Annotated in this window: 30 protein-coding genes, 1 tRNA gene and 2 pseudogenes; 11 read left to right on the top strand and 22 right to left on the bottom strand. The window is 65.9% G+C overall.

Going from position 1 to position 26,276, the window contains the following annotated elements; genetic code table 11:
• Positions 1–262 precede the first annotated feature (262 nt).
• Entirely contained in the window at positions 263–682 is a 420-nt protein-coding gene (locus tag ACMVY4_RS19555) for a DUF7282 domain-containing protein (RefSeq protein ID WP_416897632.1), read from the top strand.
• A gap of 72 nt (positions 683–754) precedes the next feature.
• Here ACMVY4_RS19555 and ACMVY4_RS19550 read toward each other — a convergent pair whose 3' ends face one another.
• Positions 755–973: a hypothetical protein gene (locus tag ACMVY4_RS19550; protein ID WP_416897631.1), complete on the bottom strand. Its 219-nt coding sequence runs from the start codon at positions 971–973 to the stop codon at positions 755–757.
• 120 nt (positions 974–1,093) lie between these two features.
• On the opposite strand from ACMVY4_RS19550, the gene ACMVY4_RS19545 reads away from it, so the two are divergent.
• Entirely contained in the window at positions 1,094–2,326 is a 1,233-nt protein-coding gene (locus ACMVY4_RS19545) for an NADH:flavin oxidoreductase/NADH oxidase family protein (protein ID WP_416897630.1), read from the top strand.
• 107 nt (positions 2,327–2,433) lie between these two features.
• Here the strand turns inward: ACMVY4_RS19545 and ACMVY4_RS19540 are convergent, their stop codons facing one another.
• From ACMVY4_RS19540 to ACMVY4_RS19510, 7 genes are all read right to left on the bottom strand, one after another.
• Positions 2,434–3,336: an HpcH/HpaI aldolase/citrate lyase family protein gene (locus ACMVY4_RS19540; protein WP_416897629.1), complete on the bottom strand. Its 903-nt coding sequence runs from the start codon at positions 3,334–3,336 to the stop codon at positions 2,434–2,436.
• Positions 3,333–3,791, bottom strand: coding sequence for a MaoC family dehydratase (locus ACMVY4_RS19535; protein ID WP_416897628.1), 459 nt, complete (start codon positions 3,789–3,791; stop codon positions 3,333–3,335). Before ACMVY4_RS19535 ends, ACMVY4_RS19540 begins: the two co-directional genes overlap by 4 nt.
• Before the next feature lie 94 nt (positions 3,792–3,885).
• Positions 3,886–4,410, bottom strand: a complete 525-nt coding sequence (locus ACMVY4_RS19530) for a GNAT family N-acetyltransferase (RefSeq protein WP_416897627.1) — start codon at positions 4,408–4,410, stop codon at positions 3,886–3,888.
• Positions 4,407–5,603: a CaiB/BaiF CoA transferase family protein gene (locus ACMVY4_RS19525; RefSeq protein ID WP_416897626.1), complete on the bottom strand. Its 1,197-nt coding sequence runs from the start codon at positions 5,601–5,603 to the stop codon at positions 4,407–4,409. The genes ACMVY4_RS19530 and ACMVY4_RS19525 overlap by 4 nt, the downstream gene beginning before the upstream one ends.
• A 4-nt stretch (positions 5,604–5,607) precedes the next feature.
• Positions 5,608–6,768: an acyl-CoA dehydrogenase family protein gene (locus tag ACMVY4_RS19520; protein ID WP_416897625.1), complete on the bottom strand. Its 1,161-nt coding sequence runs from the start codon at positions 6,766–6,768 to the stop codon at positions 5,608–5,610.
• Between the two features lie 154 nt (positions 6,769–6,922).
• Positions 6,923–7,711, bottom strand: coding sequence for an enoyl-CoA hydratase-related protein (locus ACMVY4_RS19515; RefSeq protein WP_416897624.1), 789 nt, complete (start codon positions 7,709–7,711; stop codon positions 6,923–6,925).
• A gap of 25 nt (positions 7,712–7,736) precedes the next feature.
• Positions 7,737–8,483: an SDR family oxidoreductase gene (locus tag ACMVY4_RS19510; protein WP_416897623.1), complete on the bottom strand. Its 747-nt coding sequence runs from the start codon at positions 8,481–8,483 to the stop codon at positions 7,737–7,739.
• A 92-nt stretch (positions 8,484–8,575) separates the two neighbouring features.
• Here ACMVY4_RS19510 and ACMVY4_RS19505 point away from each other — a divergent pair, with 92 nt between their 5' ends.
• Positions 8,576–9,334 (top strand): glucose 1-dehydrogenase, encoded by a 759-nt coding sequence (locus ACMVY4_RS19505; protein ID WP_416897622.1) that lies wholly within the window; start codon positions 8,576–8,578, stop codon positions 9,332–9,334.
• A 73-nt stretch (positions 9,335–9,407) separates the two neighbouring features.
• Positions 9,408–9,482: transfer RNA gene (locus tag ACMVY4_RS19500), tRNA-Gly, on the top strand.
• A gap of 114 nt (positions 9,483–9,596) precedes the next feature.
• On the opposite strand, the gene ACMVY4_RS19495 is transcribed toward ACMVY4_RS19500, so the two are convergent.
• The 3 genes from ACMVY4_RS19495 to ACMVY4_RS19485 form a co-directional block, all read right to left on the bottom strand.
• Positions 9,597–9,926 (bottom strand): antibiotic biosynthesis monooxygenase, encoded by a 330-nt coding sequence (locus tag ACMVY4_RS19495; protein WP_416897621.1) that lies wholly within the window; start codon positions 9,924–9,926, stop codon positions 9,597–9,599.
• A gap of 92 nt (positions 9,927–10,018) precedes the next feature.
• Complete coding sequence (locus ACMVY4_RS19490) at positions 10,019–10,774, bottom strand: competence/damage-inducible protein A (protein ID WP_416897620.1); 756 nt, start codon at positions 10,772–10,774, stop codon at positions 10,019–10,021.
• 1 nt (position 10,775) lies between these two features.
• Positions 10,776–11,642: an alpha/beta fold hydrolase gene (locus tag ACMVY4_RS19485; RefSeq protein ID WP_416897619.1), complete on the bottom strand. Its 867-nt coding sequence runs from the start codon at positions 11,640–11,642 to the stop codon at positions 10,776–10,778.
• 41 nt (positions 11,643–11,683) lie between these two features.
• On the opposite strand from ACMVY4_RS19485, the gene ACMVY4_RS19480 reads away from it, so the two are divergent.
• Positions 11,684–11,902 (top strand): hypothetical protein, encoded by a 219-nt coding sequence (locus tag ACMVY4_RS19480; protein ID WP_416897618.1) that lies wholly within the window; start codon positions 11,684–11,686, stop codon positions 11,900–11,902.
• On the opposite strand, the gene ACMVY4_RS19475 is transcribed toward ACMVY4_RS19480, so the two are convergent.
• The 10 genes from ACMVY4_RS19475 to ACMVY4_RS19430 form a co-directional block, all read right to left on the bottom strand.
• Positions 11,899–12,978 (bottom strand): malate/lactate/ureidoglycolate dehydrogenase, encoded by a 1,080-nt coding sequence (locus ACMVY4_RS19475; RefSeq protein ID WP_416897617.1) that lies wholly within the window; start codon positions 12,976–12,978, stop codon positions 11,899–11,901. The genes ACMVY4_RS19480 and ACMVY4_RS19475 overlap by 4 nt on opposite strands.
• Positions 12,979–13,030: 52 nt before the next feature.
• The gene (locus ACMVY4_RS19470) at positions 13,031–13,471 is read right to left on the bottom strand and encodes a low molecular weight phosphatase family protein (protein WP_416897616.1); all 441 of its coding nucleotides are present in this window, start codon (positions 13,469–13,471) and stop codon (positions 13,031–13,033) included.
• Between the two features lie 4 nt (positions 13,472–13,475).
• A complete protein-coding gene (locus tag ACMVY4_RS19465; protein ID WP_416897615.1) occupies positions 13,476–13,952 on the bottom strand; it encodes a UPF0262 family protein in 477 nt (158 codons plus the stop codon).
• A gap of 8 nt (positions 13,953–13,960) precedes the next feature.
• Positions 13,961–15,253, bottom strand: a complete 1,293-nt coding sequence (hisD, locus tag ACMVY4_RS19460) for a histidinol dehydrogenase (protein WP_416897614.1) — start codon at positions 15,251–15,253, stop codon at positions 13,961–13,963.
• Complete coding sequence (gene hisG, locus ACMVY4_RS19455; protein WP_416897613.1) at positions 15,237–15,917, bottom strand: ATP phosphoribosyltransferase; 681 nt, start codon at positions 15,915–15,917, stop codon at positions 15,237–15,239. Before hisG ends, hisD begins: the two co-directional genes overlap by 17 nt.
• 12 nt (positions 15,918–15,929) lie before the next feature.
• Positions 15,930–16,409 (bottom strand): DUF2948 family protein, encoded by a 480-nt coding sequence (locus ACMVY4_RS19450; RefSeq protein ID WP_416897612.1) that lies wholly within the window; start codon positions 16,407–16,409, stop codon positions 15,930–15,932.
• Between the two features lie 26 nt (positions 16,410–16,435).
• Complete coding sequence (gene murA / locus ACMVY4_RS19445; protein ID WP_416897611.1) at positions 16,436–17,698, bottom strand: UDP-N-acetylglucosamine 1-carboxyvinyltransferase; 1,263 nt, start codon at positions 17,696–17,698, stop codon at positions 16,436–16,438.
• A gap of 92 nt (positions 17,699–17,790) precedes the next feature.
• Complete coding sequence (locus ACMVY4_RS19440) at positions 17,791–17,940, bottom strand: hypothetical protein (RefSeq protein WP_416897610.1); 150 nt, start codon at positions 17,938–17,940, stop codon at positions 17,791–17,793.
• Between the two features lie 6 nt (positions 17,941–17,946).
• A complete protein-coding gene (locus ACMVY4_RS19435) occupies positions 17,947–18,483 on the bottom strand; it encodes a hypothetical protein (protein WP_416897609.1) in 537 nt (178 codons plus the stop codon).
• Between the two features lie 4 nt (positions 18,484–18,487).
• Positions 18,488–18,727, bottom strand: a complete 240-nt coding sequence (locus ACMVY4_RS19430; protein ID WP_416897608.1) for a CDGSH iron-sulfur domain-containing protein — start codon at positions 18,725–18,727, stop codon at positions 18,488–18,490.
• A 123-nt stretch (positions 18,728–18,850) separates the two neighbouring features.
• On the opposite strand from ACMVY4_RS19430, the gene ispH reads away from it, so the two are divergent.
• The 6 genes and pseudogenes from ispH (at position 18,851) to ACMVY4_RS19400 (ending at position 25,241) form a co-directional block, all read left to right on the top strand.
• A complete protein-coding gene (ispH, locus tag ACMVY4_RS19425) occupies positions 18,851–19,804 on the top strand; it encodes a 4-hydroxy-3-methylbut-2-enyl diphosphate reductase (RefSeq protein ID WP_416897607.1) in 954 nt (317 codons plus the stop codon).
• An 11-nt stretch (positions 19,805–19,815) separates the two neighbouring features.
• Positions 19,816–20,780: pseudogene (locus tag ACMVY4_RS19420) on the top strand (homoserine kinase).
• 1 nt (position 20,781) lies between these two features.
• Positions 20,782–21,216 (top strand): ribonuclease HI, encoded by a 435-nt coding sequence (gene rnhA / locus ACMVY4_RS19415; protein WP_416897606.1) that lies wholly within the window; start codon positions 20,782–20,784, stop codon positions 21,214–21,216.
• Between the two features lie 92 nt (positions 21,217–21,308).
• Positions 21,309–23,462: pseudogene (locus ACMVY4_RS19410) on the top strand (PAS domain S-box protein); the annotation flags it as partial.
• A 301-nt stretch (positions 23,463–23,763) separates the two neighbouring features.
• Positions 23,764–23,952 carry an ATP-binding protein gene (locus ACMVY4_RS19405; protein ID WP_416900355.1) on the top strand — a complete coding sequence of 63 codons (189 nt, stop codon included), beginning with the start codon at positions 23,764–23,766 and terminating at the stop codon, positions 23,950–23,952.
• Positions 23,953–24,110: 158 nt separating this feature from the next.
• Positions 24,111–25,241, top strand: coding sequence for an ATP-binding protein (locus ACMVY4_RS19400; RefSeq protein WP_416897605.1), 1,131 nt, complete (start codon positions 24,111–24,113; stop codon positions 25,239–25,241).
• Between the two features lie 12 nt (positions 25,242–25,253).
• On the opposite strand, the gene ACMVY4_RS19395 is transcribed toward ACMVY4_RS19400, so the two are convergent.
• Positions 25,254–26,261: a methyltransferase gene (locus tag ACMVY4_RS19395; protein ID WP_416897604.1), complete on the bottom strand. Its 1,008-nt coding sequence runs from the start codon at positions 26,259–26,261 to the stop codon at positions 25,254–25,256.
• Positions 26,262–26,276: the final 15 nt, after the last annotated feature.

Genomic DNA, 26,276 nt, shown 5'->3' with positions numbered 1-26,276 from the left:
TCGTAACAGCTTCCCTGAAAGATTTTTTTCCACTGCATCCGGTCGCGAAGACCCGGCGTAGCTGAATCGACCTTTGGAAAAAGGTCCTGCGCCGCGGAGGAGCCAATCGGCCGGCCGCTGTCGCGGAATCGGGACGCGTACACGCAGCTGCACCGCGGAGGTTCAGGAATGCCGGAACGGGGGCAACACGGGCCAGCCGCAACGGTGTCCGGCCTGCAGGTACGGGGACCGAGCGAGTTTCATCAGAACAGGAGTTCCTGAAATGAAGTCCAAGCTAATCGTCACGGGTGTTGCGGCGGCCATGCTGTTGTCCGGCGCGGCGTTCGCGGGATCGCACGCCATGCTTTCGGTGAAGGCCGGCGACCAGAGCGTTGCAGGCGGCACCGTCTCCGCCTCGTCCATCGTGGCGCCGAAGAACGGCTGGATGGTGGTCCACCGCACGGACGCTTCCGGCAAGCCCGGTCCGGTGGTCGGTCACGCGCCGCTGAAAGCCGGCATGAACGAGAACGTCACGGCCATTCTCACCGAGCCGGTGAAGCCGGGCGACATGCTGATGCTGATGCTGCATGGCGAGAATGGCGGCATGAAGACCGGCATCTTCGAGTATTCGCTGGGCGCCAAGGAAGACGGCCCGGTGAAGGTGGACGGCAAGCTTGTCATGACGGTCGTGACGGCCCAGTAGCGTTCGGGTCCGAACGCCGCATGACCGGCGGGGCGCGTCTCCGGACGCGCCCCGTCTCTATTGCGGCCCGGTTCAGGGCCGCATGAAGGCGTATTCGCGCTCCGGATCGAGATTGTCGATGACGTATTGCAGTTCCTCGGCGATGGCCTCGACCTCGCGGTCCTCCCGGTAGATCGCCATGACGAAGGACAGCATGGACCGGGCGGTATCTTCCGCCGAATAGCCGGTCTCGGCCGCCTCGGCGACGGCCGCCTCGACATGTTTCTTCACGATGGACGATATGGACGCCATGGCGCGCTCCTTCCCTCTGATGTGGCGGCATTCTGCCTGTCCTGCAGGCGCGGGGCTTGATCCAGCGCAAATTTCCGGGAAGTTTCATGGCGCATCGATGCTTCGGGGAGGAACGCATTCATGAACGCCATTTCGCTCGCCAGCCCGCTGACACTGCCCTGCGGGGTCACGGTCAAGAACCGCTTCGGCAAGGCGCCGCTGACCGAGGGCCTGTCCGACGGCTGGAACCGCGCCACCGAACGTCATGTCAGCCTCTATGGCCGCTGGGCCGCCGGCGGGTCGGGTATCGTCGTCACCGGCAATGTTCAGGTCGACCGCCGCTATCTCGAACGGCCGGGCAATGTCGTGATCGACGGGCCGCAGGACGCCGAGCAGATGGCGCGCCTGAAGGCCTATGCCGAGGCCGGCACCGCCAACGACACCGTCCTGTTGATGCAGCTCAACCATCCGGGACGCCAGACGCCGCGCCGGGTCTGCGAGGCGCCGGTCGCGCCTTCCGCGGTCAAGCTGGCCCTGCCGGAAAGCGCCTTCGCGCCGCCGCGCGCAATGACCGCGGAAGAGGTCGACGACGTCATCGCCCGTTTCACGCACGCCTCGAAGGTCGCGCAGGATGCGGGCTTCACGGGCGTTCAGGTGCATTCCGCCCACGGCTACCTGCTCAGCCAGTTCCTGACGCCGCTGGTCAACCAGCGCACCGACCAGTGGGGCGGCAGCCTGGAGAACCGGGCGCGGCTGCTGCTGACCATCTGCCGCTCCATCCGCGAGGCTTGCGGTCCGTCCTATGTCATCTCAGTGAAGCTCAATTCGTCGGACTTCCAGCAGGGTGGTTTCGACAGCGATGACAGCCTGCAGGTGGTGCAGTGGCTGGAGCAGGCCGGGATCGACCATCTGGAGATCTCGGGCGGCAACTACGAGGAGCCATCGATGATGGGCTCAAAGACCAGCGAGGGCAGGAGCGTTGCCGAGAGCACGGTAAAGCGCGAGGCCTACTTCCTGGACTATGCCGAGAAGATCCGTGGCGTCACGAAGCTGCCGTTGATGGTGACCGGCGGCTTCCGCAGCCGCGCCGGCATGGAGGAGGCGCTGGCTTCGGGGGCGCTGGACATGATCGGGCTGGGCCGGCCCATGTGCGTCGATACGGATGCGCCGAACAAGCTGTTGGCCGGGGCCGAGACTGTCGGCACCTGGGAAAAGGAGATCAAGCCGCCCAAGGCCGGCATGGGCTGGTTCGCGCTGAACCTGATCCGTCACGGCGACGGCCTCGATCCGGACACCGCAATGACCGGCGAGGAGGCCATCAAGGCCTATGTCGCCAACGAGGAAGCCACCGCGCAGATGCTCGAAGGCCGGTAGTCCGGTCTGAAATCCCCGGGTCCGACCCGGGGACCTGAGACCGCAACCGTCTGTGCGGCGGAACCGTGAGGCCCCCGGGTCAGGTCCGGGGGCGACAGGTTGGTGGACTACCCCCTGGCCTTCGCCAGTTCGGCCATGGCGAGGACGTTCCGCGCCTGCTTGAGGTGCGGCATGTCGAGCATCTTGCCGTCCAGGCCGACGGTGCCGGTGCCGGGGTTCTGTTCGAAGACGTCGACCACGCGCTGCGCGAACTCGATGTCCTCGGCCGAGGGCGTGAAGGCCTCGTTGATGACTTCCGACTGGCCGGGATGGATCGCGATCTTGCCGATGTAGCCGGACCGCAGATCGTAGAGGCACTCCTTGCGGAGCCCTTCATTGTCGCGGAAGTCGGTGTAGACCACGCCCACCGGCTGTGCGCCGATGGCCCGCGCCGTCGAGAGGCAGAGCGTCCGCGCCAGCTGGAAGGGCGCATCGTATTCGCCGGTGACCGGGTGCCGGTTGGTGCTGGCGCCCAGCGCCGCCGACAGGTCCTCGCCACCCCAGGTCAGCGCCGTCAGCCGCGGCGAGACATTGTCCAGATAGGTGTGGAAGGTCGTCAGCGAGGCCGCGGTTTCGGTGGCGACGCAGCAGATCTTCGTCGCGCCTTCCTCGATGCCGTGCTGGCATTCCAGCACCTTCAACCGTTCGGCCAGCGTGTTCACGTCGGCGGCCGAGTAGACCTTGGGCAGCACGATCCCGTCCGGCGCGCCGGGCATGACCGCGATCAGGTCGGCCAGCGACAGCGGGTTGTCCAACGGATTGATGCGGACGTACAGGCGCTGCCGGTCACGGTCGGTGTGAGACTTCAGGAATTCCCGCGTCATCTCCCGCGCGATTTCCTGCCGGTCGTCGGCGACCGAATCCTCCAGATCGAGGATCAGCGCGTCGGCCGGGTTCTGCGGTCCCTTGATCTGCTTGCGCTCGCTGTCGCCGGGCACGAACAGCCAGGACCGGATGATCTCTGCGCTCATGCTTCGACGGGCCGCTTGCGCATGAAGCCGGTGCGGACGCAGTAGGCGACCTCCTTGCCATGCTGGTTGTAGCCGTAGTGCTCGAACTCGACCATGCCGGCGTCGGGCCGTGACTTGCTCTCGCGCTTGGACCGGATCTTGGTCACGCAGGTGATCGTGTCGCCGTGGAAGACGGGATTGGCGAAGCGGCAGTCGGTCATGCCCAGATTGGCGATGGTGGTTCCCAGCGTCGTGTCGCCGACCGAGACGCCGATGACCAGACCAAGCGTGAACAGGCTGTTGACCAGCCGGCCGCCGAATTCGGTCTTCTTGGCGAATTCCTCGTCCAGATGCAGCGGCTGCGGATTGTGGGTCAGCGCGCAGTACATGACGTTGTCCATCTCGGTGACGGTGCGGGTCAGCGCGTGCTTGAACTCCATGCCCACTTCGAACTCTTCGTAATACAGACCGGCCATTGGTTTCCTCCCCGGTTGGCAATGTCAGATTTCACAGATTGATCGGCTCGCTGCGGCCTGTCACCCCCGGCGTCCGGCAGTGCGGCCATGCCGCTCAGGGCTGCCAGAGCGCCTCCGGCAACCATGGTTCCGGCACGGTCAGGTCGCCGCTGATGGCTGCGTTCCCATCCAATGGCTGGAACTGCCACGCATCGCGCCATTCGTCCGGCAGTCTGTAGGGCGGGCGTACATCCCGGTCGGGCCGGAAGCCGAAGCGGCTGTAATAGTTCGGATCGCCCAGCACCTGGACACGGACGAACCCTGCCTTGCGCAACCGGTCCAGCCCGTCGCGGATCAGGGCGTCGCCGATGCCTTCGCCCTGCCGGCCGGGCGCGACTGCGGCGGGGCCGAGCAACGCGACCCGGTGATCCGTGCCGGCGATGCCGCAGGCGCTGAGGGCGAGGTGTGCGACAATCGAGTCTTCGAGGACGGCCACAAGAGACAGAATGCCGTCCCTGCCGTCCGCGAGTTGCCGCACGAGCGGCAGCAGGTCCTCTTCGGGGAAGGCCGCCGGATAGAGCGCCTCAAGGGCGGTCAGGTCGTCCGGCACGCTTTCGCGGATGCCGATGCGGCTGCTCATGCAGTGGCGCCGCTGGCCATCATCGCCTCGATGCGGCTGTCATCGAAGCCGGCCTCGCGCAGGATCTCGGCGGAATGCTCGCCAAGCCGCGGGGCGGGCCGTACGGGTTCCGGCTGCGTCCGGGACCATTGGCTCGGCACCGCCATGTCGCGGATGCGGCCCTCGGTCGGATGCTCGACCGTCCGGTAGAAGCCGGTGCCGTTCAGATGCGGGTCGTCGAGCAGGTCCTGGAGGCCGTTCATGGGCATCACGGGGACGTCGGCCTCGTCCAGCAGCGAGAGCCAATCGGCGGTGGTCCGGGTCTTGAGGATGGCCGCCAGGTCGGCATAGATCGCCGCGATATTGTCGTTCCTTGCCGTGATCGTGGCGAAGCGCGGGTCGGCGTCATAGTCCGCTTCCCGGCCGATGGCGCGGAAGAAACTGCGCCACTGTCTGTCGGTATAGATCAGCACGCAGACATGGCCGTCCGACGTGGCGTAGGGCCGCCGGTCGGGCGCGTGCATTCGCTTGTAGCCCGCCGGTCCGAGAGGTGGATCGAAGGCCGCGCCGCCCATGTGGTCGCCCAGGACGAAACTCGCCATCATCTCGAACATGGGCATGTCGATCCGTTGGCCCTCGCCGGTTCGGGCCTGATGGTAGAGCGCGGCGTTGATCTGCCCGACCGCCCAAAGCCCGACGCCGCGGTCGACGATGGCGGCGGGGACGTAGGTCGGGTCCTGGCCGTAGATCTCGGCCTGCATGCGCGGGATGCCGACGGCGCCCTGGATCAGGTCGTCGAAGGCCGGTTTCGCCGCATAGGGTCCGTCCTGGCCGTAGCCGAAGAGGCCTGCATAGACGATCCGCGGATTGATCTCGGACACTGTCTCGTAGCCGAGCCCCAGACGCGCCATGACATGCGGGCGGCGGTTGTAGATCAGCACTTCCGCATCCTTCAGCAGCGCCTTCATCGCGGCGAGACCGTCGGCGTTCTTCAGGTCGAGGACGATGCTGCGCTTGGAGCGGTTCACCGACAGGAAGATGTGGCCCATGCCGGGATTGCGCATCGGCCCGATCCCGCGCACCGGATCGCCCTCCGGCGCCTCGACCTTGATCACGTCGGCGCCCATGTCGCCCAGGATCTGGCTGGTGTAGGGCGCCATCAGCAGGTTGGTCAGGTCGATGACGCGGACGCCGTCCAGCGGGCGAGGGGCCATGGGTTCAGTAGCTCTTGGGCAGGCCCAGAACCCGCTCGGCGATGTAGCAGAGGATCAGGTGCGGGGTGATCGGCGCGATGCGGTGGATCAGGCATTCCCGGAGATAGCGTTCGACATGGTACTCCTTGGCGTAGCCCATGCCGCCATGGGTCATCACGGCGTTGGTGCAGGCCTTGAAGGCCGCCTCGCCGGCCAGGTACTTCGCCGCATTCGCCATCGCGCCGGCATCCTCGCCGCGGTCGTAGAGCTGGGCCGCCCGGAAGGCCATCAGGTTGGCCGCCTCCAGTTCCGCCCAGCTTTCGGCCAGCGGGTGCTGGATACCCTGATTCATGCCGATGGGCCGCCCGAAGACGACGCGCTCGTTGGCGTAGTCGGTCGCCCGCTTCAGCGCCGCGCGGCCGAGTCCGACCAGACCCGCGGCAATCAGGATGCGCTCGGGATTGATTCCGTGCAGCAGATAGCGGAAGCCCTTGCCCTCCTCGCCGATGCGGTTCTCGACCGGAATCTCCAGCCCGTCGAAGAAGACCGAGTTCGAATCCACGGCCTTGCGGCCCATCTTCGGAATGCGCTGGATCTCGACCTTCGAGCGGTCGAGGTCGGCATAGAACAGGCTCAGCCCGTCGATGGGTTTCTCGGTCTCGTCGGAGGTGCGGGCGATCAGCAGGATCTTGTTCGCGACCTGGGCTGTCGAGGTCCAGATCTTCTGCCCGTCGACGATGTAGCGGTCGCCCTTGCGGACCGCGCGCGTCTTCAGCCGCGTGGTGTCGAGCCCGGTATTGGGTTCGGTGACCCCGAAACAGGCAATGTCCTCGCGCGCGACGATCGGCGGCAGGAAACGCTGCTTCTGTTCCTCCGTGCCGAAGCGGACGACGGGATTGAGGCCGAAGGCCGTGATGGAGACCGACGAGACGCCGCCATTGCCTGCGCCGGACTGGCTGATCGCCTGCATCATCAGCGCCGCCTCGGTGATGCCCAGGCCCGAGCCGCCATATTCTTCCGGCATGGCGATGCCCATGAAGCCCTGATCGGCGATGGCCTTGCAGAAGTCCTCCGGGAAGACGCCGTCATCGTCCCGCGCCAGCCAGTAGTCGTCCCCGAACCGCGCGCAGAGCCTCTCCACGCTGTCGCGGATCTGCAGCTGGTCTTCCGTGAAATCGACGCTCACGACGCGTCACCCTTCCACCAGGCTGTCACCCCCGATTTGCGCAGCAAACTCGGGGGTCCGGCGTGAATCAGCCGCCAGCGCGTGCGTATGGCATGACCCTCGGCCCGGATCCCCGAGTGCCGCTTCGCGTCATCGGGGATGACCACCTTGATGGTCATTTGTAGTGCCTGCGGAAGTCGGGCTTGCGCTTCTCGTTCAGCGCGGTGACGCCTTCCTTGGACTCCTCGGTGTCGTAGTAGAGCTTGAGCGCCTGGAAGGCGAGGCCGCCGATGCCGCGGATCATCTCGGTGTCGGCGTTGAACGACTTCTTCGCCAGCGCGATCGCGGTGGGGCTCTTCTCGTTGATCTCGTCGCACCACTGGCGGACCTCGGCGTCCAGCTGGTCGTCGGGCACGACCTTGTTCACCAGACCCATGTCACAGGCTTCCTGGGCCGTGTAACGGCGGCAGAGATACCAGATCTCGCGCGCCTTCTTTTCGCCGACCGAGCGGGCCAGCAGGGCGGTGCCGTAGCCCGGATCGACAGAGCCCATCTTGGGGCCGACCTGGCCGAAGATCGCGCTTTCGGCGGCGATGGTCAGGTCGCACAGCGTCGCCAGCACGTTGCCGCCGCCGATGGAATAGCCGCGCACCTTGGCGATCACCGGCTTCGGCGTGTCGCGCAGCGCCGAGTGCAGTTCCTCCATCGGCATGCCCACCGTGCCGCGGATGCCGCCCTGGTACTGGCCGTCATGGTTCTTCTGGTCGCCGCCGGTGCAGAAGGCCTTGTCACCGGTGCCTGTCAGCACGATGGAGCCGACCGACTTGTCGTATCCGGCCTCGTAGAAGGCCTCGATCAGTTCGACCACGGTCTGGTAGCGGAAGGCGTTGTAGACGTCGGGCCGGTTGATCCGGATCGTGGCGGTCGCATCCTCGACCGAATAGACGATGTCCTTGAATTCCATGGGAACTCCTTGTGGTTTCTGGGGGTCAGCCGTTCATGGTCAGGCCGCCGGAGACGCTGATCACCTGGCCGGTGATGAAGGCGGCGTCGTCCGACAGCAGGAAGGCGATCATGCCCGGATAGTCCTCGGGCTGGCCCAGGCGGCGGAGCGGGATCGAGCGCTCCAGCGCCGCCTTGATCTTGCCTTCGGGGTCGAAGCCGGCGAACAGCGGCGTCTCGGTCGGGCCGGGGCAGACCGTGTTGCAGGTGATGCCCTGCTTTGCGTGTTCGCGCGCCAGCGTCTTCATGAACGCAATGACGCCGCCCTTGCAGTAGGAATAGACGCCCTCGCCGGTGGAGCCGACGCGGCCGGCGTCGGAGGCCACCGAGACGATCCGGCCGCCGCCGCGCTCGGCCATCTTCGACAGCACCGCGTGGGTGACGTTGACCGGGCCGAACAGGTTGATGTCGACGATCTTCTTCCAGAGTTCCGGATCGGATTTCAGGAAGGGCACCATCTTGTCCCAGCCGGCATTGTTCACCAGCCCCTCGATCGGGCCCATGTCGGCCTCGACCTGCTCGACCGCGGCTACGACTGCCGCGTGGTCGGTGATGTCGAGCGCATAGCCGCCGGCGCCGTTGCCGATCTCGCCGGCTGCGGTCTTCGCGCCGTCGCCGTTCAGATCGAAGATGGCGACCTTGGCGCCTTCCTCGGCCAGCCGTCCCGACAGCGCCCGGCCGATGCCGCTCGCCCCGCCGGTCACGATGATGGTCTTGCCCTTCAGTCCGCGCATGGCCGTCCTCCCCGATAGCCGCTGTTGTTCTCTTGGCTGCAATTGATACGCTAGCTTATCAATTTCCGAAAGGCGTTGGGGAGGCGCTGAAGATGACAGGCATGCTTGAGGGCCGTTCGGTCCTGGTCACGGGCGCGGCGGGCGGCATTGGCCGTGCGGCGGCCGTGCTGTTCGCGGCGGAGGGAGCGAAGGTGCTCGCCGCCGACCTGAACGAGGACGGGTTGAAGGAAACCGCCGAGATGGCGGGCGGCAAGGTCTCGATCATCACGGCGAATGTCGCAAGCGAGGACGAGGCCGCCAATCTGGTGAAGGAGACGATATCGCGCCATGGCACGATCGACGGCGCCTTCAACAATGCCGGCATCGAAGGCGACTGGGCCCGCACCGACGAATCGACGCTGGAGAACTTCAACCGCGTCGTCGGCGTGAACCAGACCGGCGTCTATCTGTGCATGCGCGCCGAGATCAGGGCGATGCTGGAAGCCGGCACCAAGGGCGCCATCGTCAACACCGCGTCCATCGCCGGCCTGGCGGGCGCCATGTACATGCCGGCCTATATCGCCTCCAAGCACGGCGTGGTGGGCCTCACCAAGGCCGCGTCGATGGAGTACGGCCGCAAGGGCATCCGCATCAACGCGGTCTGCCCCGGCCCGATCAAGACCAACATGCTGGACACGCTCACCGGCAAGCATCCGCGCGCGCTGGAGGCGATGAGCGACAGCACCTCGATGAAGCGGGTGGGCGAGGCGAAGGAGATCGCCGAGGCCGCCTGCTGGCTGCTTTCGGACCGCGCCTCCTTCGTCACCGGCATCGCCATGCCGGTCGATGGCGGCATGATCGCAGGTCCGTGACATTTTTCCGGCGCTCGGCGGATCAGGGGGCTTGCATGCCCCCCGGATTTGTCCTAAATGCAGCGCCTCGCGAGCGGGCGTAGCTCAGGGGTAGAGCACAACCTTGCCAAGGTTGGGGTCGTGAGTTCGAATCTCATCGCCCGCTCCAGTTTCCTTACCCCCACATGATTGACCGCACGTGCCGAGAGGCGCGAAGCGAGCGATATGTCTTGCTTAAAAGGTGCCAGCAATGGCGCCTTCTGATCTGGGTGATGGGGGCCGACTACAATCCTTTCAGGGAAGACCCTGCTTCCAACTCGAAATGGCGGACGAAACAGTCGTCTATCAACTCTTCGTAGCCATCCGGCATGTACGACACCTCCCAGTCATCGCCGAAACGGGCCTTCACCGCGTTAAGGTCGCGCCAAACCGAGACAAACATGACAGTATTCTCGCCGCCCTGGACGCATCTACCGAAGAAGTAACCATCGTTTCCGGGTTTGTCCCTGACCACATCGACTGATGTAGTGGCGAAATTGCTCAGGAGCGTGTCGACGCATCCCTCTTTCACCCTGACCTCGAACACACGCAAGACGCGGCCACTTCCGTCCATGCCACCTGTCCTTTCAGATCCATGGTCGACGTAGCGCGCCTGCTTCGGATTCCTACCTCCGCATGACAGTCAGGACCGGCCAAGAGGCGCTCCTAGACCTCCATCGGCTCTCCGCCGAGTTCGGTGATGACCGCCTTCAGCGCCTCGGTGGCGCGGTCGAGGAGGGCCTTGTCGGTCGAGCGCAGCACCAGGGTGGCGCCGAAGCGGCCGTCGCGCTGGAAGGGGTAGGAGCCGGCCTCGATGCCCGGATGGTCCTCCTCGATGGTCTTCAGCGGCGTGGCGATGATCCCCTCGGGCAGGAAGGCGCTGACGGCGCGGGAGAGCAGCGGGTCGCCGCCGGCCAGTTCGTGCGCGATGCTTTCGAACATGGCCTGCATGACCGCCGGGATGCCGGCGAAGGTGTAGACGTTCTCGACCCGGAAGCCGGGCGCTGTGCTGACCGGGTTCTCGACCAGCACGCCGCCATGGGGCACGCGGGTCATGCGCCGCCGGGCTTCGGTGAAGTCGGCGGGGTTCTTGTAGCGGGCCGAGAGCAGCTTCACCGCCTCGGGGTGCTCGGAAATGCCGACGCCGAAGGCCTGCGCGATGCAGTCGGCGGTGATGTCGTCATGGGTCGGGCCGATGCCGCCGGTGGTGAAGACGTAGTTGTAGCGGGCGCGGAGCGCGTTCACCGCCTCGACAATGTCCGCCGGAATGTCGGCGACGACACGGACCTCCATCATGCGGATACCCAGCTCGGTCAGCCGGTCCGCGATGTAGCCCATGTTCTTGTCCTTGGTCCGCCCGGACAGGATCTCGTTACCGATGATGATCAGCGCGGCGGTGACGATCTTGGGTCCGTCCGCCATCTCAGGCGCTCTTCTGCTGCATGATTCCCCGCTCCTCCAGGAAGCCGATCACGGCGTCGGTGAAGACGTCGTTGCGGTCGCCAGCAACCATATGCCCGGCCCCGCCGACGTCAACGAATCCCGCATCCGGCCGCAGCGCCTTCAGGTGATCGGCGCCTTCGGGGCTGACCACGTCCGAGAAGCGGCCCCGGACCAGCAGGATCGGGCAGTCGGCGTTGCGCACGGCCTCGTCCAGCTTCGGCCCCATGATGGCGCTGTCGCGGCCTGAGCGGTGGGTGATGGTCTTCGGGTCCCAGTGCCAGTACCAGCGGCCGTCGCGCTCCCGCAGGTTCTTGCGGATCGAGTTGAGGTCCACCTTGCGCTTGCGTTCGGGGGTGTAGGCGGCGACCTCGGCCGCGGCGTCTTCCAGAGTGGCGAAGCCGTCTTCCATGTTCCGCCGCATGAAATCGAGGATCCGCTCGGACCCGGCAGCCTCGATCTTCGGGGCGATGTCGACCAGCACCAGGGCGCGGGCCCTCAGCCTCGGCTCCTCGCCCGTCGCCAGCATGCCGGTGATGCCGCCCAGCGAGGCCCCGATGAAGACAGGTGAGCCGCCGAGCAGGTCGGCCCAGCCGCGCGCATCGTCGGCGGCGGCCTCGTAGGAGTAGTTGCCTTCGGCCGACCAGCCACTGTCGCCGTGGCCGCGGTGGTCGACGATCAGCGCCCGCCAGCCGCGCGCCGCCATGGTCCGGGCAGTACCGCCCCAGCTGTGACGGGTCTGTCCGCCGCCATGCATGAACAGCACGGGCGGGCCGCCCGCCGGTCCGAAGGCCTCGCCGACAAGGGTCAGCCCGTCATGCGTTTTCTGAGTTATGCGTTCACCTGTCATTTCACTCGACCTCGTCGGCTGCGGACCATATGTATCTGCGTATGCATCGGTTTCTGTTTCCAAAGCTGGGTGTGGCGCTGCTGGCGGTTCTGGCTCTGAGCGCCTGTGAGATTGTCGATACCGGCCGGTCCCGGATCGGCGGCACCAATTGCGGATTCTCGGATGCGCCGCCCGGCACGCCGGAGTACCGCAACTGCAATCAGCGGAACACGGGCGATCCGCGACAGACCACCCGCACGCCCGGCGGCAGCATCTTCTAGGCGGCTTCCTCCCCGAAGGCGCGGGCGATCTTCTCGTCAATGCCGGACTGGACGGCGCACTGCACCATCTCCTGCCAGGTCTGATCGTCGATCGGCAGCCCGTTGGCGCCGCGTTCGGCGGATGACTTCCGTTCCGGATCGCCGGGCACCATGACCGCGTCCACGCCGGGGGCCGGCGGCGAGGCTTTCACGTGGCGGATGAAGTCGTCGATCTCGGCGTAGAGCGCGCCGGTGTCTCCCAGCCGCGCCGGATCGACGATGATGGTCAGCATGTTGTTGATGATCGACCAGCCGTCCGAGCGCTCGGGCAGGAAGGTGCCGCCGCCCGACAGCCCGCCGGCCAGGATCTCGCAGATCAGCGCCAGACCGTAGCCCTTGTGCTGGCCCACGGACATCAGGGCGCCGGTCGGCTCCTCGAACATCACGGCGGGGTTGGTGGTCATCACGCCAGTGCTGTCGATCAGGCAGTCCGGCGGCACCTCGACGCCCTTGTTGTAGGCGACGCGGACCTTGCCTTGCGCCACCTTCGTTGTGGCCATGTCGAAGATGATGCGCGGATGATCCGGAGTCTCGGGGATGGCCGTGCAGTAGGGGTTGGTGGTGTAGCGGGCGTCGGAGCCGCCATACGGGGCCACCAGCGGCATCTTGGTGATGCCGTTGACCCAGTGGATCGAGATCAGCCCGGCGTCGGCGGCCATCTCGCCCCAGGCGCCGATGCGGCCGAGGTGGTGGCTGTTGCGCAGGCTCATCAGGCACAGGCCGTGGCTCTGCGCCCGTTCGATCCCCAGCCGCATGGCCTCGGCGCCGATCACCTGCCCATAGCCGGCATTGCCGTCCAGCAGCAGGATGGCGCCGTCATCCTTCACCACCGAGATATGGCGGTTCGGCCGCAGCTTGCCGTACTGGCGGGCATTCACATAGGTCGGCATCAGGCCCAGCCCGTGGCTGTCATGGCCCTTCAGATTGGCCTCGACCAGATTGACGGCGATCAGCCGGGCCTCGTCTTCGGACGAGCCATTGGCTTCGGCGATGGCGGCCACCATGGCCTCCATCCGCTCCGCGCGGATTGTCGGCATGCTTCCTCCCCAGGAACAATACCCCCGGAGTTTAGCCCGAGTTTGCCCGGGCTCAAACCGTCGGCGCAGGCCCGGCGCTGAATCGCTCCAGGATCCGCTTGCGCAGCTGGTCACGGACCTGTCGCCAGGCGTCCATTCTGCTCTCCCTGCTCCCCTCGATCAGGCTCGGGTCCATGGTCGGCCAGTATTCGACGTCGCAGGCCATGGTCCGGGTCAGTTCGATCGCCTTGTGCTGGGCTTCCGGCGACAGCGAGACGATGAGGTCGAAATAGCTGTCCTCGAGGTCGTCGAAGCTCTTGGAGCGGTGCTTTGAGATGTCGATGCCGAGTTCATCCATGGCGGCGATGGAGAAGCCGTCGACCTCGCGGGAGCGGACGCCGCAGCTGTCGACATAGATGGCATGGCCCATCAGCTGCTTCAGCAGCCCCTCGGCCATGGGCGAACGCACGCTGTTCTCGGTGCAGCAGAACAGGACTGCGCCGGGAAGCTCCACCGGCTCAGGCCCGAATATGCAATACGCAGATCAGGGTGAAGAGCCGGCGCGCGGTGTCGAAATCGATCTCGATCTTGTCCTGGAGCCGCTCCTGCAGCAGCTCCGAGCCCTGGTTGTGCACGCCGCGCCGGCCCATGTCGATCGCCTCGATCCGCGACGGCGACGCGTTCTTGATGGCCGCGAAGTAGCTCTCGCAGATCTTGAAATAGTCCCGCACCGTCCGCCGGAACGGCGACAGCGCCAGCACGACGCGGCCCTGTTCGGCGTCATCCTCCCCGTTGATCCGGATCGCCAGCCGGTCGTCCTCGACCGCCAGATGGACTTTGTAGGGTCCCGAATATTCCTCACCCAGCGGGCGGAAGCTGTTCTGCTCGATCAGGTCGAATATCGCCACGCGGCGCTCGTGATCGACGTCGGCGCCCCAGCTCTTGATCGAGCCTTCGTCCAGCGTGATCTCGACGATGCGTTCCGGATCCGACATCGTTCCCGCTACCGGTTCATGCGGATGCGGACGGAGAGCGCGTGGGCGGGCAGACCTTCCGAATCGGCCAGCGTTGCCGCGGCCGGTCCGATCTCGCCCAGGCTGGCCGCATCGCAGCGCACGAAGGTGGTCCGCTTCATGAAATCCAGCACGTTCAGGCCGGAGGAGAACCGGGCGCTGCGCGCGGTCGGCAACACGTGGTTGGGACCGGCCACATAGTCGCCGATCGCCTCGGGCGTGTAACGGCCCAGGAAGACGGCGCCGGCATTGCGCACACGATCGAATAGAGCTTCTGGGTCCGCGACCGCGAGTTCCAGATGCTCGGGCGCGAGGCGGTCGATCAGCGGCAAGGCGCCGTCGAGCGTTTCCGCCACGATGATCGCGCCATGATCGTTCCAGCTTGTCCGCGCGATGCGGTCGCGGGGCAGGGTGGTCAGGTGACCCTCCACCGCCTCGACCACGGCGTCGGCAAACCCGGCATCATCGGTGATGAGGATGGACTGGGCCGATTCGTCGTGCTCCGCCTGGCTCAGAAGATCGGCGGCGATCCAGGCGGGATCGTTGTCGCCATCGGCAACGACCAGGATTTCCGACGGCCCGGCGATCATGTCGATGCCCACCTGCCCGAAGACGCGGCGCTTGGCGGCGGCGACGAAGGCGTTGCCGGGCCCGACGATCTTGTCGACCGGCGCCACCGTGGCTGTGCCGTAGGCCAGCGCGGCGACGGCCTGAGCGCCACCGAGGCGGTAGATTTCGGAAACTCCGGCCAGATCGGCTGCCGCGATCACCAGCGGATTGATCTCGCCGTCCGGGGTCGGCACCACCATGGCGATACGCTCCACGCCGGCGACCCGAGCCGGAATCGCGTTCATCAGAACCGATGAGGGGTAGGAAGCGAGGCCGCCCGGGACGTAGAGCCCGACCGCGCCGACCGCGTTCCAGCGCGCGCCGAGCTCGACGCCCGCCGCGTCCGTCAGACGGTCGCCGGCGGGCAGCTGGCGCTCATGGAAGCTGCGGATGCGGTCAGCGGCGATTTCAAGTGCGGCGAGCGTTTCCGGTTCGCATCGCGAACGCGCTTCGGCGATCTCTTCGGGCGAGAACCTGAGCGTCTCCGGGTTCAGTTGAAGCCGGTCGAAGCGCGCCGTGTAGTCGATCAGCGCGGCATCGCCGCGGCCGCGCACGTCGGCAATGATGGCGGCGACAATGTCGTCGACATCCTGCGCCGTCTCCCGCTTGCTGTGCAGCAGGTCGTCGAAGGCCTCTGCGAAATCCGCGCTTCGGGTATCAAGCCGCCTTGGCATCGACGGCATTCCTGAAGCGATTGATCCAGAGCTGAATTTCTTCGGGGCGGGTCTTGAGCGCGGTGCGGTTGACGACCAGGCGCGAGGTGATGTCGGCGATGTGTTCGATCTCGACCAGGCCGTTCGCCTTCAGCGTCGAACCCGTCGAGACGAGATCGACGATGCGCCGGCAGAGACCCAGGTTCGGCGCCAGTTCCATGGCGCCGTTGAGCTTGATGCACTCGGCCTGGACGCCGCGGCGGGCGAAATGGCGCTGGGTGATGTTCGGATACTTGGTCGCCACGCGGACATGGGACCAACGCTTCGGATCGTCGGTCTTCGACAGCTCCTTCGGCTCCGCGACGGCAAGGCGGCAGTAGCCGATGCCCAGATCGAGCGGCGCGTAGATGTCGGAGTAGTCGAATTCCATCAGCACGTCGTTGCCGGCGATCCCCAGATGCGCCGCCCCGAAGGCGACGAAGGTCGCGACGTCGAACGAGCGGATGCGGATGATCGACAGGTTCGGGATGTTCGTCGAGAAGGTGAGCTGGCGGCTCGACGGATCGTCGAACGCGGCTTCGGGTTCAATGCCGGCGGCACGGACCAGCGGCATCGCTTCCTTCAGAATACGGCCCTTCGGAAGGGCGAGTACGAGCTTGTCCTGGCTGGACTGCTGGGCGTTCATGGCGCTTTCCGGTCATTCGCCGCCGCCGTCTTCGGTGTCGTGGCGCGGGCGGTTGGGCGTATACCAAGCGCGGCCCATATCGTCCACCAGCACATCCACGCATTCGACCGCCAGCCGGATCTGCGGTCCGCCGGCAAAGGTCAGCGTGACGGTCGCTTCCGGCGGCGTTTCGCCGGATTCGCATTCGACAGACAGCAGTTCCAGCACGGTTTCCTGATCGGCGCGGTTCAATCCCAGCGCCTGCACCGACTGCACGTCGCTGAAGCGGACGCCGGCGCGGATGCGGCTGCCGCCGGATGAATCCGGCACCTCGTCGCCCTCCCAGCGGAAGCGGTTGCAGACCAGCGCGAAGCGGCGCGCGCGCCGGTCCCAGGTCATGTCGCCGCGCTTCACTGTCGCGCTCGACAGGGCGGCAGAGACAGCCTGCAGATCCTCGGCGTCGGTGGCGTGCAGTCGCAATGGCGCGGGGGCCTTGCCCCGTCGATCAGTCATCGGGTTCTTGTTCCCTCTTGGCGGTTCTAGCCCTTGACCCGTTCGATATCGGCCCCGCAGGCGCCGAGTTTCTCTTCCAGCCGTTCGTATCCCCGGTCCAGATGATACACACGATTGACCTGTGTCTCACCTTCGGCCGCAAGACCGGCCAGAACCAGCGAGACCGAGGCGCGGAGATCGGTCGCCATGACCGGCGCGCCCTTCAGCCTGCGGACGCCGCGGACCAGCGCCGAGGCCCCGTGCACGGTGATGTCCGCGCCCATGCGGCCCAGTTCCGGAACATGCATGAACCGGTTCTCGAAGATCGTCTCGGTGATCATCGCCGCGCCGTGGCTCATGGCCATCAGGGCCATGATCTGGGCCTGCATGTCGGTCGGAAAGCCGGGATAGGGTTCGGTCATGACGTCGACGCCCAGAATGCCCGCGCCGTCGCGCCGGACGCGGATGCCGTCGTCCAGCAGGTCGACCGAGGCGCCGGACTGCCGCAGAGGGGCCAGGGCGGCCTCGACGATCTCGTGATTGGCGCCGGCCAGCATGATGTCGCCACCGGTGATCGCCGCTGCCACCGCGTAAGTGCCGGTCTCGATCCGGTCGGCGATGACCCGGTGCGCGGTGCCGTGCAGCTTCGCGGCGCCGGTGATCTTCAGCGTGTCGGTTCCACGGCCCGAGATTGTCGCGCCCATGGCGGTCAGCAGGTCGATCAGATCGCCGATCTCGGGTTCGCGGGCGGCGTTTTCCAGCACGGTGTCGCCGCTGGCGAGCGCCGCGGCCATCAACAGGTTCTCGGTGGCGCCAACGGATACGGTCGGGATGGCGATAGTCGCGCCCTTCAGGCCGCCGGGGGCTGTCGCATGGATGTAGCCGCCCTCGATCTCGATCTCTGCGCCCATCTCCTTCAGGCCCTGGATGTGGAGATTCACCGGTCGCGTGCCGATCGCGCAGCCGCCCGGCAGCGACACGGTCGCTTCGCGGCAGCGCGCCAGCAGCGGACCCAGCACCAGAACGCTGGCGCGCATCTTCCGGACGACGTCATAGGGGGCGAGGGTGCCGGTCACGTCGGCCGTGGTCAGGTCCCAGACGCCATCGCCGCGATCCTCGGCGCTGCAGCCGAACTCCGCCAGCAACTGGGCCATCGTCTGGATGTCCATCAGTCTCGGGACGTTGCTCAACGTCACCGTTTCGTCGGTCAGCAGGGTCGCCGCCATCAGCGGCAGCGCGGCGTTCTTGGCGCCGCTGATGTCGATCCGGCCGCGCAGCGGATTGCCGCCGCGTATCAGGATGCTGTCCATGGGGATGCTCCGCGCACTTCGTTCTTGTTTTGCATGTCACATGGGCAAGGAATGCGGCGACAGAAGGGCAGGCCGGCGCATGGCACCCCGCGTCAGAACTTTTCCGGGTTCTTGATCGGCTTCGGTTTGGGCGTCCGTCCGGCCGCGGTCTTCCGCCGCTGAAGATTCTCCCTGAGCCGCTCCGCCAGCCTGCGCGCCTTGTCGTCTGCTGGCTTCGGGGGCTCGCGCCGGTCGCCGTCCATCGCGCCTCACCGTCCCAGGCGGCTTCGGTTCTGCTCCACGGCCGCGCGGTCAAGCTGATAGCCGACGACGACCCGGTACTGGCTGGCCTCGCCGCCGCCTTCATAGGGGATGCGAATCTGGATCCGGTCTTCCTCGAAACCGCTCTGGCCGTCGATCGACACCGTCATGTCATAGTTCTGCTTGCCGGTGACAGTGCCGTCCGGCGCCACCGTGGCGACGACATAGGGCGTATCGACACGGCTGATCTGGGCACCCTGGTTGCGGGCGGCCGACGACCTCACCGTCAGCGTGAAGGACACCCGGCTGTAGCCGGTCCGCTGGGTATCGGTCTTGTCGTAGGCGCAGGGCGAATTCGCCGTGCTCAGCCGGGCAAGCGCCAGCAGCTGGCCGTTGTTGTCCAGAATCACCTTGTCGGCCGCGTCCGGAAGAACGCCGATCTTGGGGCAGGTGCCGAAGGCTGCGCTGCCCAGTCCGCAGGATGAAACGCCGACTGCGATGACCGTCAGCAGCGCCGCCGTCCATCCGAGTTGTGTTTTTCTCATGGTCTCAAAGCTTGTTGTGGGTCCCGTCGCACACAGGCGGCCTGGCGGTCCGCTTGCACGCGCAGAACCGGACGCGGCCGGTTCGGGGCGAAATGAACTCCATCGGGCTGAATTCCGTGCCCTTGTGCGACCCGTCGCAGAAGGGTTGCGAGCCGCTCCGCCCGCAGCGGCACCACCAGTAGGTCTTCCCCTCCTCGACCGGAACGGTGATGGACGCCTTTAGGGCGACGACGGGTTCGGGCATTCGGAATTTCCAGCACCTTGACTGACGGAAGGGGGCCACGACCTTGTGGTCAGGCGGCGGGCAATGTAGTTGAGGAACCGCCGGGCCTCAAGCCGCGCCGCAACCGCTCAAGGGAGTGCCAGCGTGAACGTCCACAATCGTCCCCCGCTCGAGATCCTTCTCGCCAACCCGCGAGGTTTCTGTGCAGGCGTCGAACGCGCCATCCAGATCGTCGAGCGCGCTCTGGAGAAGTACGGCGCGCCGGTCTATGTCCGCCACGAGATCGTGCACAACCGCTTCGTGGTCGAAGGGCTCGAGAAGCGCGGTGCGGTGTTCGTCGAGGAACTCGACGAGGTGCCGTCGGGCGCGGTCGTCGTCTTCTCGGCGCATGGCGTGCCGAAATGGGTGCCGCAGGACGCCGAACGGCGCGAGCAGTTCTATCTCGACGCCACCTGTCCGCTGGTCTCCAAGGTCCATGTCGAGGCCGAGCGCCATTTCCGGGACGGTCTGCACATCATCATGATCGGCCACGCCGGCCATCCCGAGGTGATCGGGACAATGGGACAGCTGCCGGAAGGCGCGATCACGCTGATCGAGACGGCCGCGCAGGCCGAGAGCGTGGTGGTGCCGGACGAGAACCGGATCGCCTTCATCACGCAGACGACGCTGTCCGTCGACGACACCAGCGAGATCGTCGATACGCTGAAACGTCGTTTCCCGTCGCTCAGCAGCCCGCGCAAGGAAGACATCTGCTACGCCACCACCAACCGTCAGAGCGCGGTGAAGCAGATCGCCGAGAACTGCGACATGCTGCTGGTCGTGGGCGCCACGAATTCCTCCAACTCCAAGCGGCTGGTCGAGGTTGCCGAACGGGCCGGCTGCCAGAGGTCGTTGCTCGTCCAGCGCGCGGCAGAGCTTGACTGGGACAGCATCGGCACGCCGGGCCGCATCGGCGTGACCGCCGGCGCGTCGGCGCCCGAGGTGCTTGTGCAGGAGGTGCTGGACGCCTTTCGCGAGCGGTTCGCCGTTCAGGTCACCGAAGTCGATGGCGTCTCCGAAGACGTGATCTTCAAGATCCCGCGCGTGCTCCGCGACTGAACCGCGCCGGGATGGCGGTCTACACCGAGATCGAGGACGACGAGCTCGACCGGCTTCTCGACGATTACGGGATCGGCAGGGCGCTGGCCTGCAAGGGCATCGCCGAAGGCGTCGAGAACTCGAACTTCCTGCTCCAGACCGAAAGCGGCGTCTACATCCTGACCCTTTACGAGAAGCGGGTTCGGGCCGGGGACCTGCCCTGGTTCCTGGACCTGATGAGCCATCTGTCGGCCCGGGGCATGGCTTGCCCGGTCCCCATCGCGCGGCGGGACGGGGGGACGCTGTCGCAGGCTGCGGGCCGTCCGGCGGCCATTGTCAGCTTTCTGCCCGGGCGCTGGCCCCGCAAGCCGAAGCCGCGGCATGCCCAGGGTCTGGGCGCTGCGCTGGCGCGACTGCACAGCCTGAGCGGGGACTACGCGCCGGTTCGCCCCAACGATCTGTCTGTGGCCGCCTGGCGCCCGTTGCTGGAGCGTTCCGGCGGCGCGCCGATTCGGTCCGGCCCGGTCTCTACGACGATCTGAGGCTGGAACTGGACGAGCTGGAGGCGGCGTGGCCTTCCGGTCTGACCGAGGGGGTGATCCATGCGGATCTGTTTCCGGACAATGTCTTCTTCATCGACGAAGAGGTCAGTGGCGTCATCGATTTCTACTTCGCCTGCAACGACATACTCGCCTACGACCTTGCAATCTGTCTCAACGCCTGGTGCTTCGAGCCGGACGGCGCCTTCAACATCACAAAGGCGCGTCTGATGCTGGGGGCCTACCGCGCCGGCCGCCCGTTGTCTGAAGCCGAGTTCGATGCCCTGCCGATCCTGGCGCGCGGCGCGGCCATGCGCTTCCTTCTGACGCGGCTGCACGACTGGCTGCACCATCCGGAAGGCGCCTTCGTGACGCCGAAGGACCCGATGGAATACTGGCGCAAGCTGAGCTTCCACCGTGGCGTCGGCGGCGCCTCGGCCTACGGGCTGGATTTCTGAGATGGCGCAGGTGGAGATCTGGACGGACGGCGCCTGTTCGGGCAATCCGGGTCCCGGCGGCTGGGGTGCGGTGCTCCGTTACGGCGACCGCGAACGCGAAATCAGCGGCGGCGAGGCCGCAACGACGAACAACCGCATGGAACTCCGCGCCGCGATCGAGGCGCTGTCGGCCCTGAAGCGCCCTTGCGACGTCATCCTTCACACCGACAGTATCTATGTGAAGGACGGCATCACCAGCTGGCTGCAGGGCTGGAAGGCCCGCGGCTGGAAGACGGCGGCGAAGAAGCCGGTGAAGAACGAGGATCTCTGGCGTGAGCTCGATGCCCAGAACGGCCGCCACCGTGTCGACTGGCGCTGGGTGAAGGGCCATGCCGGCGACGAGAACAATGAACGCGCCGACGCGCTGGCCCGCGAGGGGATGGCGCCATTTCTTTGATCGATCAATTTTCTTCGCTAATCTTCGGGTGTCGTTAACCATTCGGACGCTACGGACGGACGAACAGTCCTGAAGTCCTTCACCTTCGGATCATGGCGATGTCATCCGCGGCAGCATCCGGGCCGGCTCCTTCCAGAGAACTCGTAACGCTCGGTTGCGGGACGTTGCTGGTATTCCTGCTGGCGATTGCCGGCGTCGAGATGACGCGCGCCGCGGGCAATGTCGCGAGCATCTGGCTCGCCAACGCGGCCGCGCTGGGCATGGTGATGCGGCAGCGGGGTGGCTGGCGGATCGGCGGAATTGCCGGCATTTTGCTGGCCGTCGCCAGCGCCAACCTCGCCGAAGTGGTACTGGCGCTGTCGATCCTTCATGCGGCCGGCTTTTCCAGACCGGACATCGCGACGCTGGAGGGGTTCGGCAAATTTCTTCTGGTGGCCGGATTGATCGCACCGGCTCTTGCCGCGGTCCTCGGTGCCCTTTCCGTAAACGTCTTTTTCGGTGCGCCCTTCGCTGCCGTTTTCGAAACTTGGTACCTGTCCGGTCTTCTGGGCATGGTGATTGTCGGACCGGCCGCGGTTGCGGCGGGAGATCAATTGCTGGAGCGCCGGAAAGGCGTGGTCCTCAAGGCGGCGCTCTGGAGCGCGGCTGCGGCGGTTCTGCCCTGGGTGGCGCTGGAGACCGGGGCGCCACTGCTGGTCTACGCAGGACCGGTCATCGTGATTGTCGCCGTCGTCCGGAAGGGGCTTCTGGCGGCGGGACTTGCCGGCGGCGCGTTCGCGATCTCGACGGCCTGGGCGATGATCGTGGCGCCGGCGGGCGCCGCCCTGCCATTTTCCGGCGAGATGCTGGAAACGCAGGTCTTCCTGCTGGCATCGGGATTCATGGCCAACCTCATTGCCGTCCTCTGGCTGCAGCGCCGCCGCGACGCCCGTGAACTCGACGAACTGGAACGCGCGTTCCAGGCCACCAGCGACGGGATCATGCTGGCGGATGCGGATGGCCGGTTCCGCCGCTGGAATCCCGCGATCGGGCGGGTCTTCACACTTATCGAACAGAATGCCGATGGCGGGCAGGACGCCTACAAGGCCGAGAACGAAGCCATACGCGCCCGCCTGATGAAGGGCGAGAATCTGACGGATCTGCCCTTCACCCGGACCCTGGCCGATGGCAAGCAGGTCGACTACCGGATGAGCGCCTCCCCGATCTTCAAGGACGGTGTGTATGACGGCGCGGTCATCATCATGCGCGATGTCAGCGAGATCGAGCGCCTTCGCCAGGAGGCCCTTCGCCGGTCCAGCGAACTCGAGGCCTTCATCGACGCGACGTCGGAAGCGGTGATCGGGACGGATGCCGAAGGGAGGATCAACATCTGGAATCCGATGTCCGAGGCGTTCTACGGACAGACCCGGGCTTCCGTCCTGGGCACGGACATTCGCCATCTGCCCGGCGGTTCCTCGCTCGAAGTGCGCGCCAGGCGCTTCGAACGCCTCCGCGAGGGCATCTCCATCAGGGAACGCATTGCCGTCCAGAACTCGGCCGCAGGGGAGACACGCGAGGTCGAACTTGCAGCCAAACCGATTTTTGGCGGGGCTGGTGAGTTCCTGGGTACGGCCTCCATCCTTCACGACGTTACCCGACTGCTGGAATACCGGGCCCGGACCGACGACGCCGAACGGCTTCTGGCTCAGGCAATCTCGGCGATCTCGGGCGCTCTGGCCATCTACGACAAGAATGAGCGGCTGCAGATCTGCAACCAGGCCTACTCCGAAATGGTTGGCGCCGAGGACCCGCACGAACTGGAAGGCATCGAATGGGAGGCCCTCCTCCGCCGGAATGTGGCGGCCGGGATCATCGAAATGGATGGCAAGGATATCGACTTCTGGGTCGCCGAGCGCCGCCAGAAACGGCAGCGGCAGGGCGAGGCATTCATACTCCAGCTGCAGGACAACCGCTGGCAGCTCGGGAACGATTTTCCGATCCCGGAAGGCGGCTTCATCACGGTTCGCCAGGACATCACCGAGCTGAAGCGGACGCAGGAAGAATTGCAGCGGTCCAATCGGGATCTCGAGCAGTTCGCCTTCGTCGCCAGCCATGATCTGCAGGAGCCGCTGCGCAAGATCGTCTCCTTCGGCGGCATTCTGGAGGAGGAGTTCCGCGACAGCCTGCCGGAGGAGGGGCAGACCTACCTCGATTTCATGATCCGTGGCGCCGGGCGCATGCAGAATCTGGTCGAGGATCTTCTGACCTTCTCACGCGTCTCCACGAGCACAAGAGATCTGGAATATGTCTCTCTGTCCGCCCTCGCCGAGAGGGCGCGCGACGAGGTGCCGTCGCCCGAGGACGGGGCGGCGGCCTCGGTCGAGATCGGCGATCTCGGGATGGCGGAAGTCCGGCCCCTGGACATGGAGCGTCTGTTCCTCAACCTGATCTCGAATGCCGTGAAGTACCGGCATCCGGAACGGGCACCCGAGGTTGTGTTGCTGGCCGCTTGCCGCCGACGAGGGCTGGATCCGTTTCGAATGCGCCGACAACGGGCAGGGCTTCGACATGGAATATGCAGATCAGATCTTCCAGCCGTTCAAACGTCTGCATGCGCACACGGAGATCCAGGGCACCGGCATGGGGCTGCCCATCGTGCAGAAGATCCTGGCAAGACTTGGCGGACGGATCGATGTGAACTCGGTGCCCGGCGAAGGAACTGTGTTCACCATCTCACTTCCGGAACGAAGCCAATGAACCGGAGGCGATCAGCCTGAGCGTTAACCGCGCGTTAACGAATTGGCGAGAAACTTGACGTGGCAACAAGATCGGCGGCGGAACGCGAAAGAATGCAAGCTGCGAAGACTGCTGACATCGTGCGGCTCGTGCGAAACGAACCGGAGGCGCGACATCAGATGCGGGTCGTCATGATTGATGACGACTACGAGGACTTTGTGCTGGTCAAGCGGCTGCTGCGCTCGGTCGGGGACTACACGCTCACGCATGTCGGCAATGCGGACGAGGCCCGCCGCATCCTGCGCGCGTCCGATCACGATGTCGCTCTGGTCGATGGCCGGATTTCCGGCCGCTCAGGCATCGAACTGATCTCCGAGATGTCCGCACCGGTGCCGTGCATGCCGATGATCCTTCTGACGGGCCATGGCGACGAGGTCGTCGACGAAATGGCGCTGAAGGCCGGCGCCGCCGACTTCATCGACAAGAAGGATCTTTCCGCCCGGCTGCTCGCGCGCTCGATCCGCTACGCCCATGCCCAGTTCGAGTCCGAACGGCGGCTGCGCGCCAGCGAGCAGGCGATGCGCGCCGCGAAGGAGGAGGCCGAACTCGCCAGCGCCGCCAAGAGCCAGTTCCTGGCCCATATGAGCCACGAGCTCCGCACTCCGCTCAACGCCATCATCGGCTTTTCCGAACTGATGCTCCACGGCGTGTTCGGCGAAGTCGAGAACGAACGCTACCGCAGCTACATCAGCGACATTGGCGATAGCGGCCAGCACCTGCTGACGCTGATCAATGACGTTCTGGACCTCTCGAAGATCGAGGCGGGCCGGATGAGCTTCAACTTCGAACCCCTCAGCGTCTCCGAGATGATCGAGGAATCGGTGCGCATGATGAAGCAGCGCGCCGAAGACCACGGCATTGATCTGAAGGTGGATCTGCTCGGCGATGCCCGGCTGATGGTCGACCGTCGCGCCGCCAAGCAGATGCTGCTGAACCTTCTGTCCAACGCGATCAAGTTCACCCGTCCCGGCGGCCGGATCACTGTCGGCTTCCAGTCGAGCGGCGCCGAATACGGCATCAGCGTGCTCGACACCGGCCTGGGCATTCCGCCCGAGAAGCTGTCCTCGGTGCTGGAGCCTTTCGCCCAGGTGGAACAGGAACTGTACCTCTCCGAAGAAGGCACGGGCCTCGGCCTGCCGATCGTCAAGGCGCTGATCCAGGCCCATGGCGGTCATCTGGAAATCTCCAGCGCCGTCGGCCGCGGCACCCGTGTGACGCTCTATTTCCCCGGAGAACGCGCGGTCGGCTGAACCGCGCCGGACTCAGCCGGGCTTGTAGCCGGTCGTCCGGGTCAGCGTACCGGGCACGAATTCCACCGACGAGATCCGCTCGAATCCGGCCGCGGCCAGGTAGCCCTCGCATTCGGATATGGAATGCGCGTGTCCCTGGGAGCGCGGGATCGCCTCGTAGAGGCCCCAAAGGGCCGGTGCCAGCGGGCCCATCCGGTCGTTGTTCACCATCTCTCCGATCAGGTGATATTCGCCGCCGGGCTCCAGCGCATCGTAGATCCGCCGGATCAACTGGCCGATGACCTTGCGATCGTAGATCGGCAGGTTGGACGCCTGAATGGCCACGTCGCAGCCTTCCGGCAAAGGGTCCGCAGTGAAGTCGCAGGCCTTGGCGGTCACACGCCCGGCGACGCCGTTCTCGGCGATGTAGTCCAGCGCGACCGGCACCACCGGCGGCAGGTCCAGAACCACAGCCTCGATCTCCGGATATTTCTCCGCCGCGTTGATGCAATAGGCGCCCGAACCGCCGCCCAGATCCATGATCTTCCGGCGTCCGGTCAGGTCGACCTCACGGTGGAACTTGCGCGCCGCGCCCATGCCGATCGAGTAGGTTGCGGCGTGATACTTCCGGGCGCTCTCCTCGGTCAGGTCGTCATACATGCCCAGCCGGTCGCTCTCGTCGCCGGCCTTCATGATCTCGGCGATGCGGTTCCAGTCGCCCCAGTTCTCGCGCAGGAACGTCATCCATTCGCCGGCATAGCCCCGCCGCTCCTTGACCAGGAACCGGTCCACGTCCGGGGCGTTGCGATAGGCGCCGTCCTGGGCACGTTCCACCAGCGCCATGCCGGCAAGCGCATCGAGCAGGCGCTCCGCGTTCAGGGGGCCGATGCCTGCGGCCTGACCCAGCGTATCCACGCGGTTGTGTCCGGCGTCGATCAGCGTGAAGGCTTCCAGGTCGATCGCCGCGAACAGAGCGCCCGTTTCCCAGTAGGCCTTGGCAATCCGTTGCAGGCGCGTCGTATCCGGCCGTGGCGCAGTCATCAGTTCCTCCCCGAA

The organism is Minwuia sp. (assembly GCF_048007105.1).
Lineage (GTDB): Bacteria > Pseudomonadota > Alphaproteobacteria > Minwuiales > Minwuiaceae > Minwuia.
Note: the sequence above shows the minus strand (reverse complement) of the source record. Positions and strands in the feature narration are given on the sequence as shown.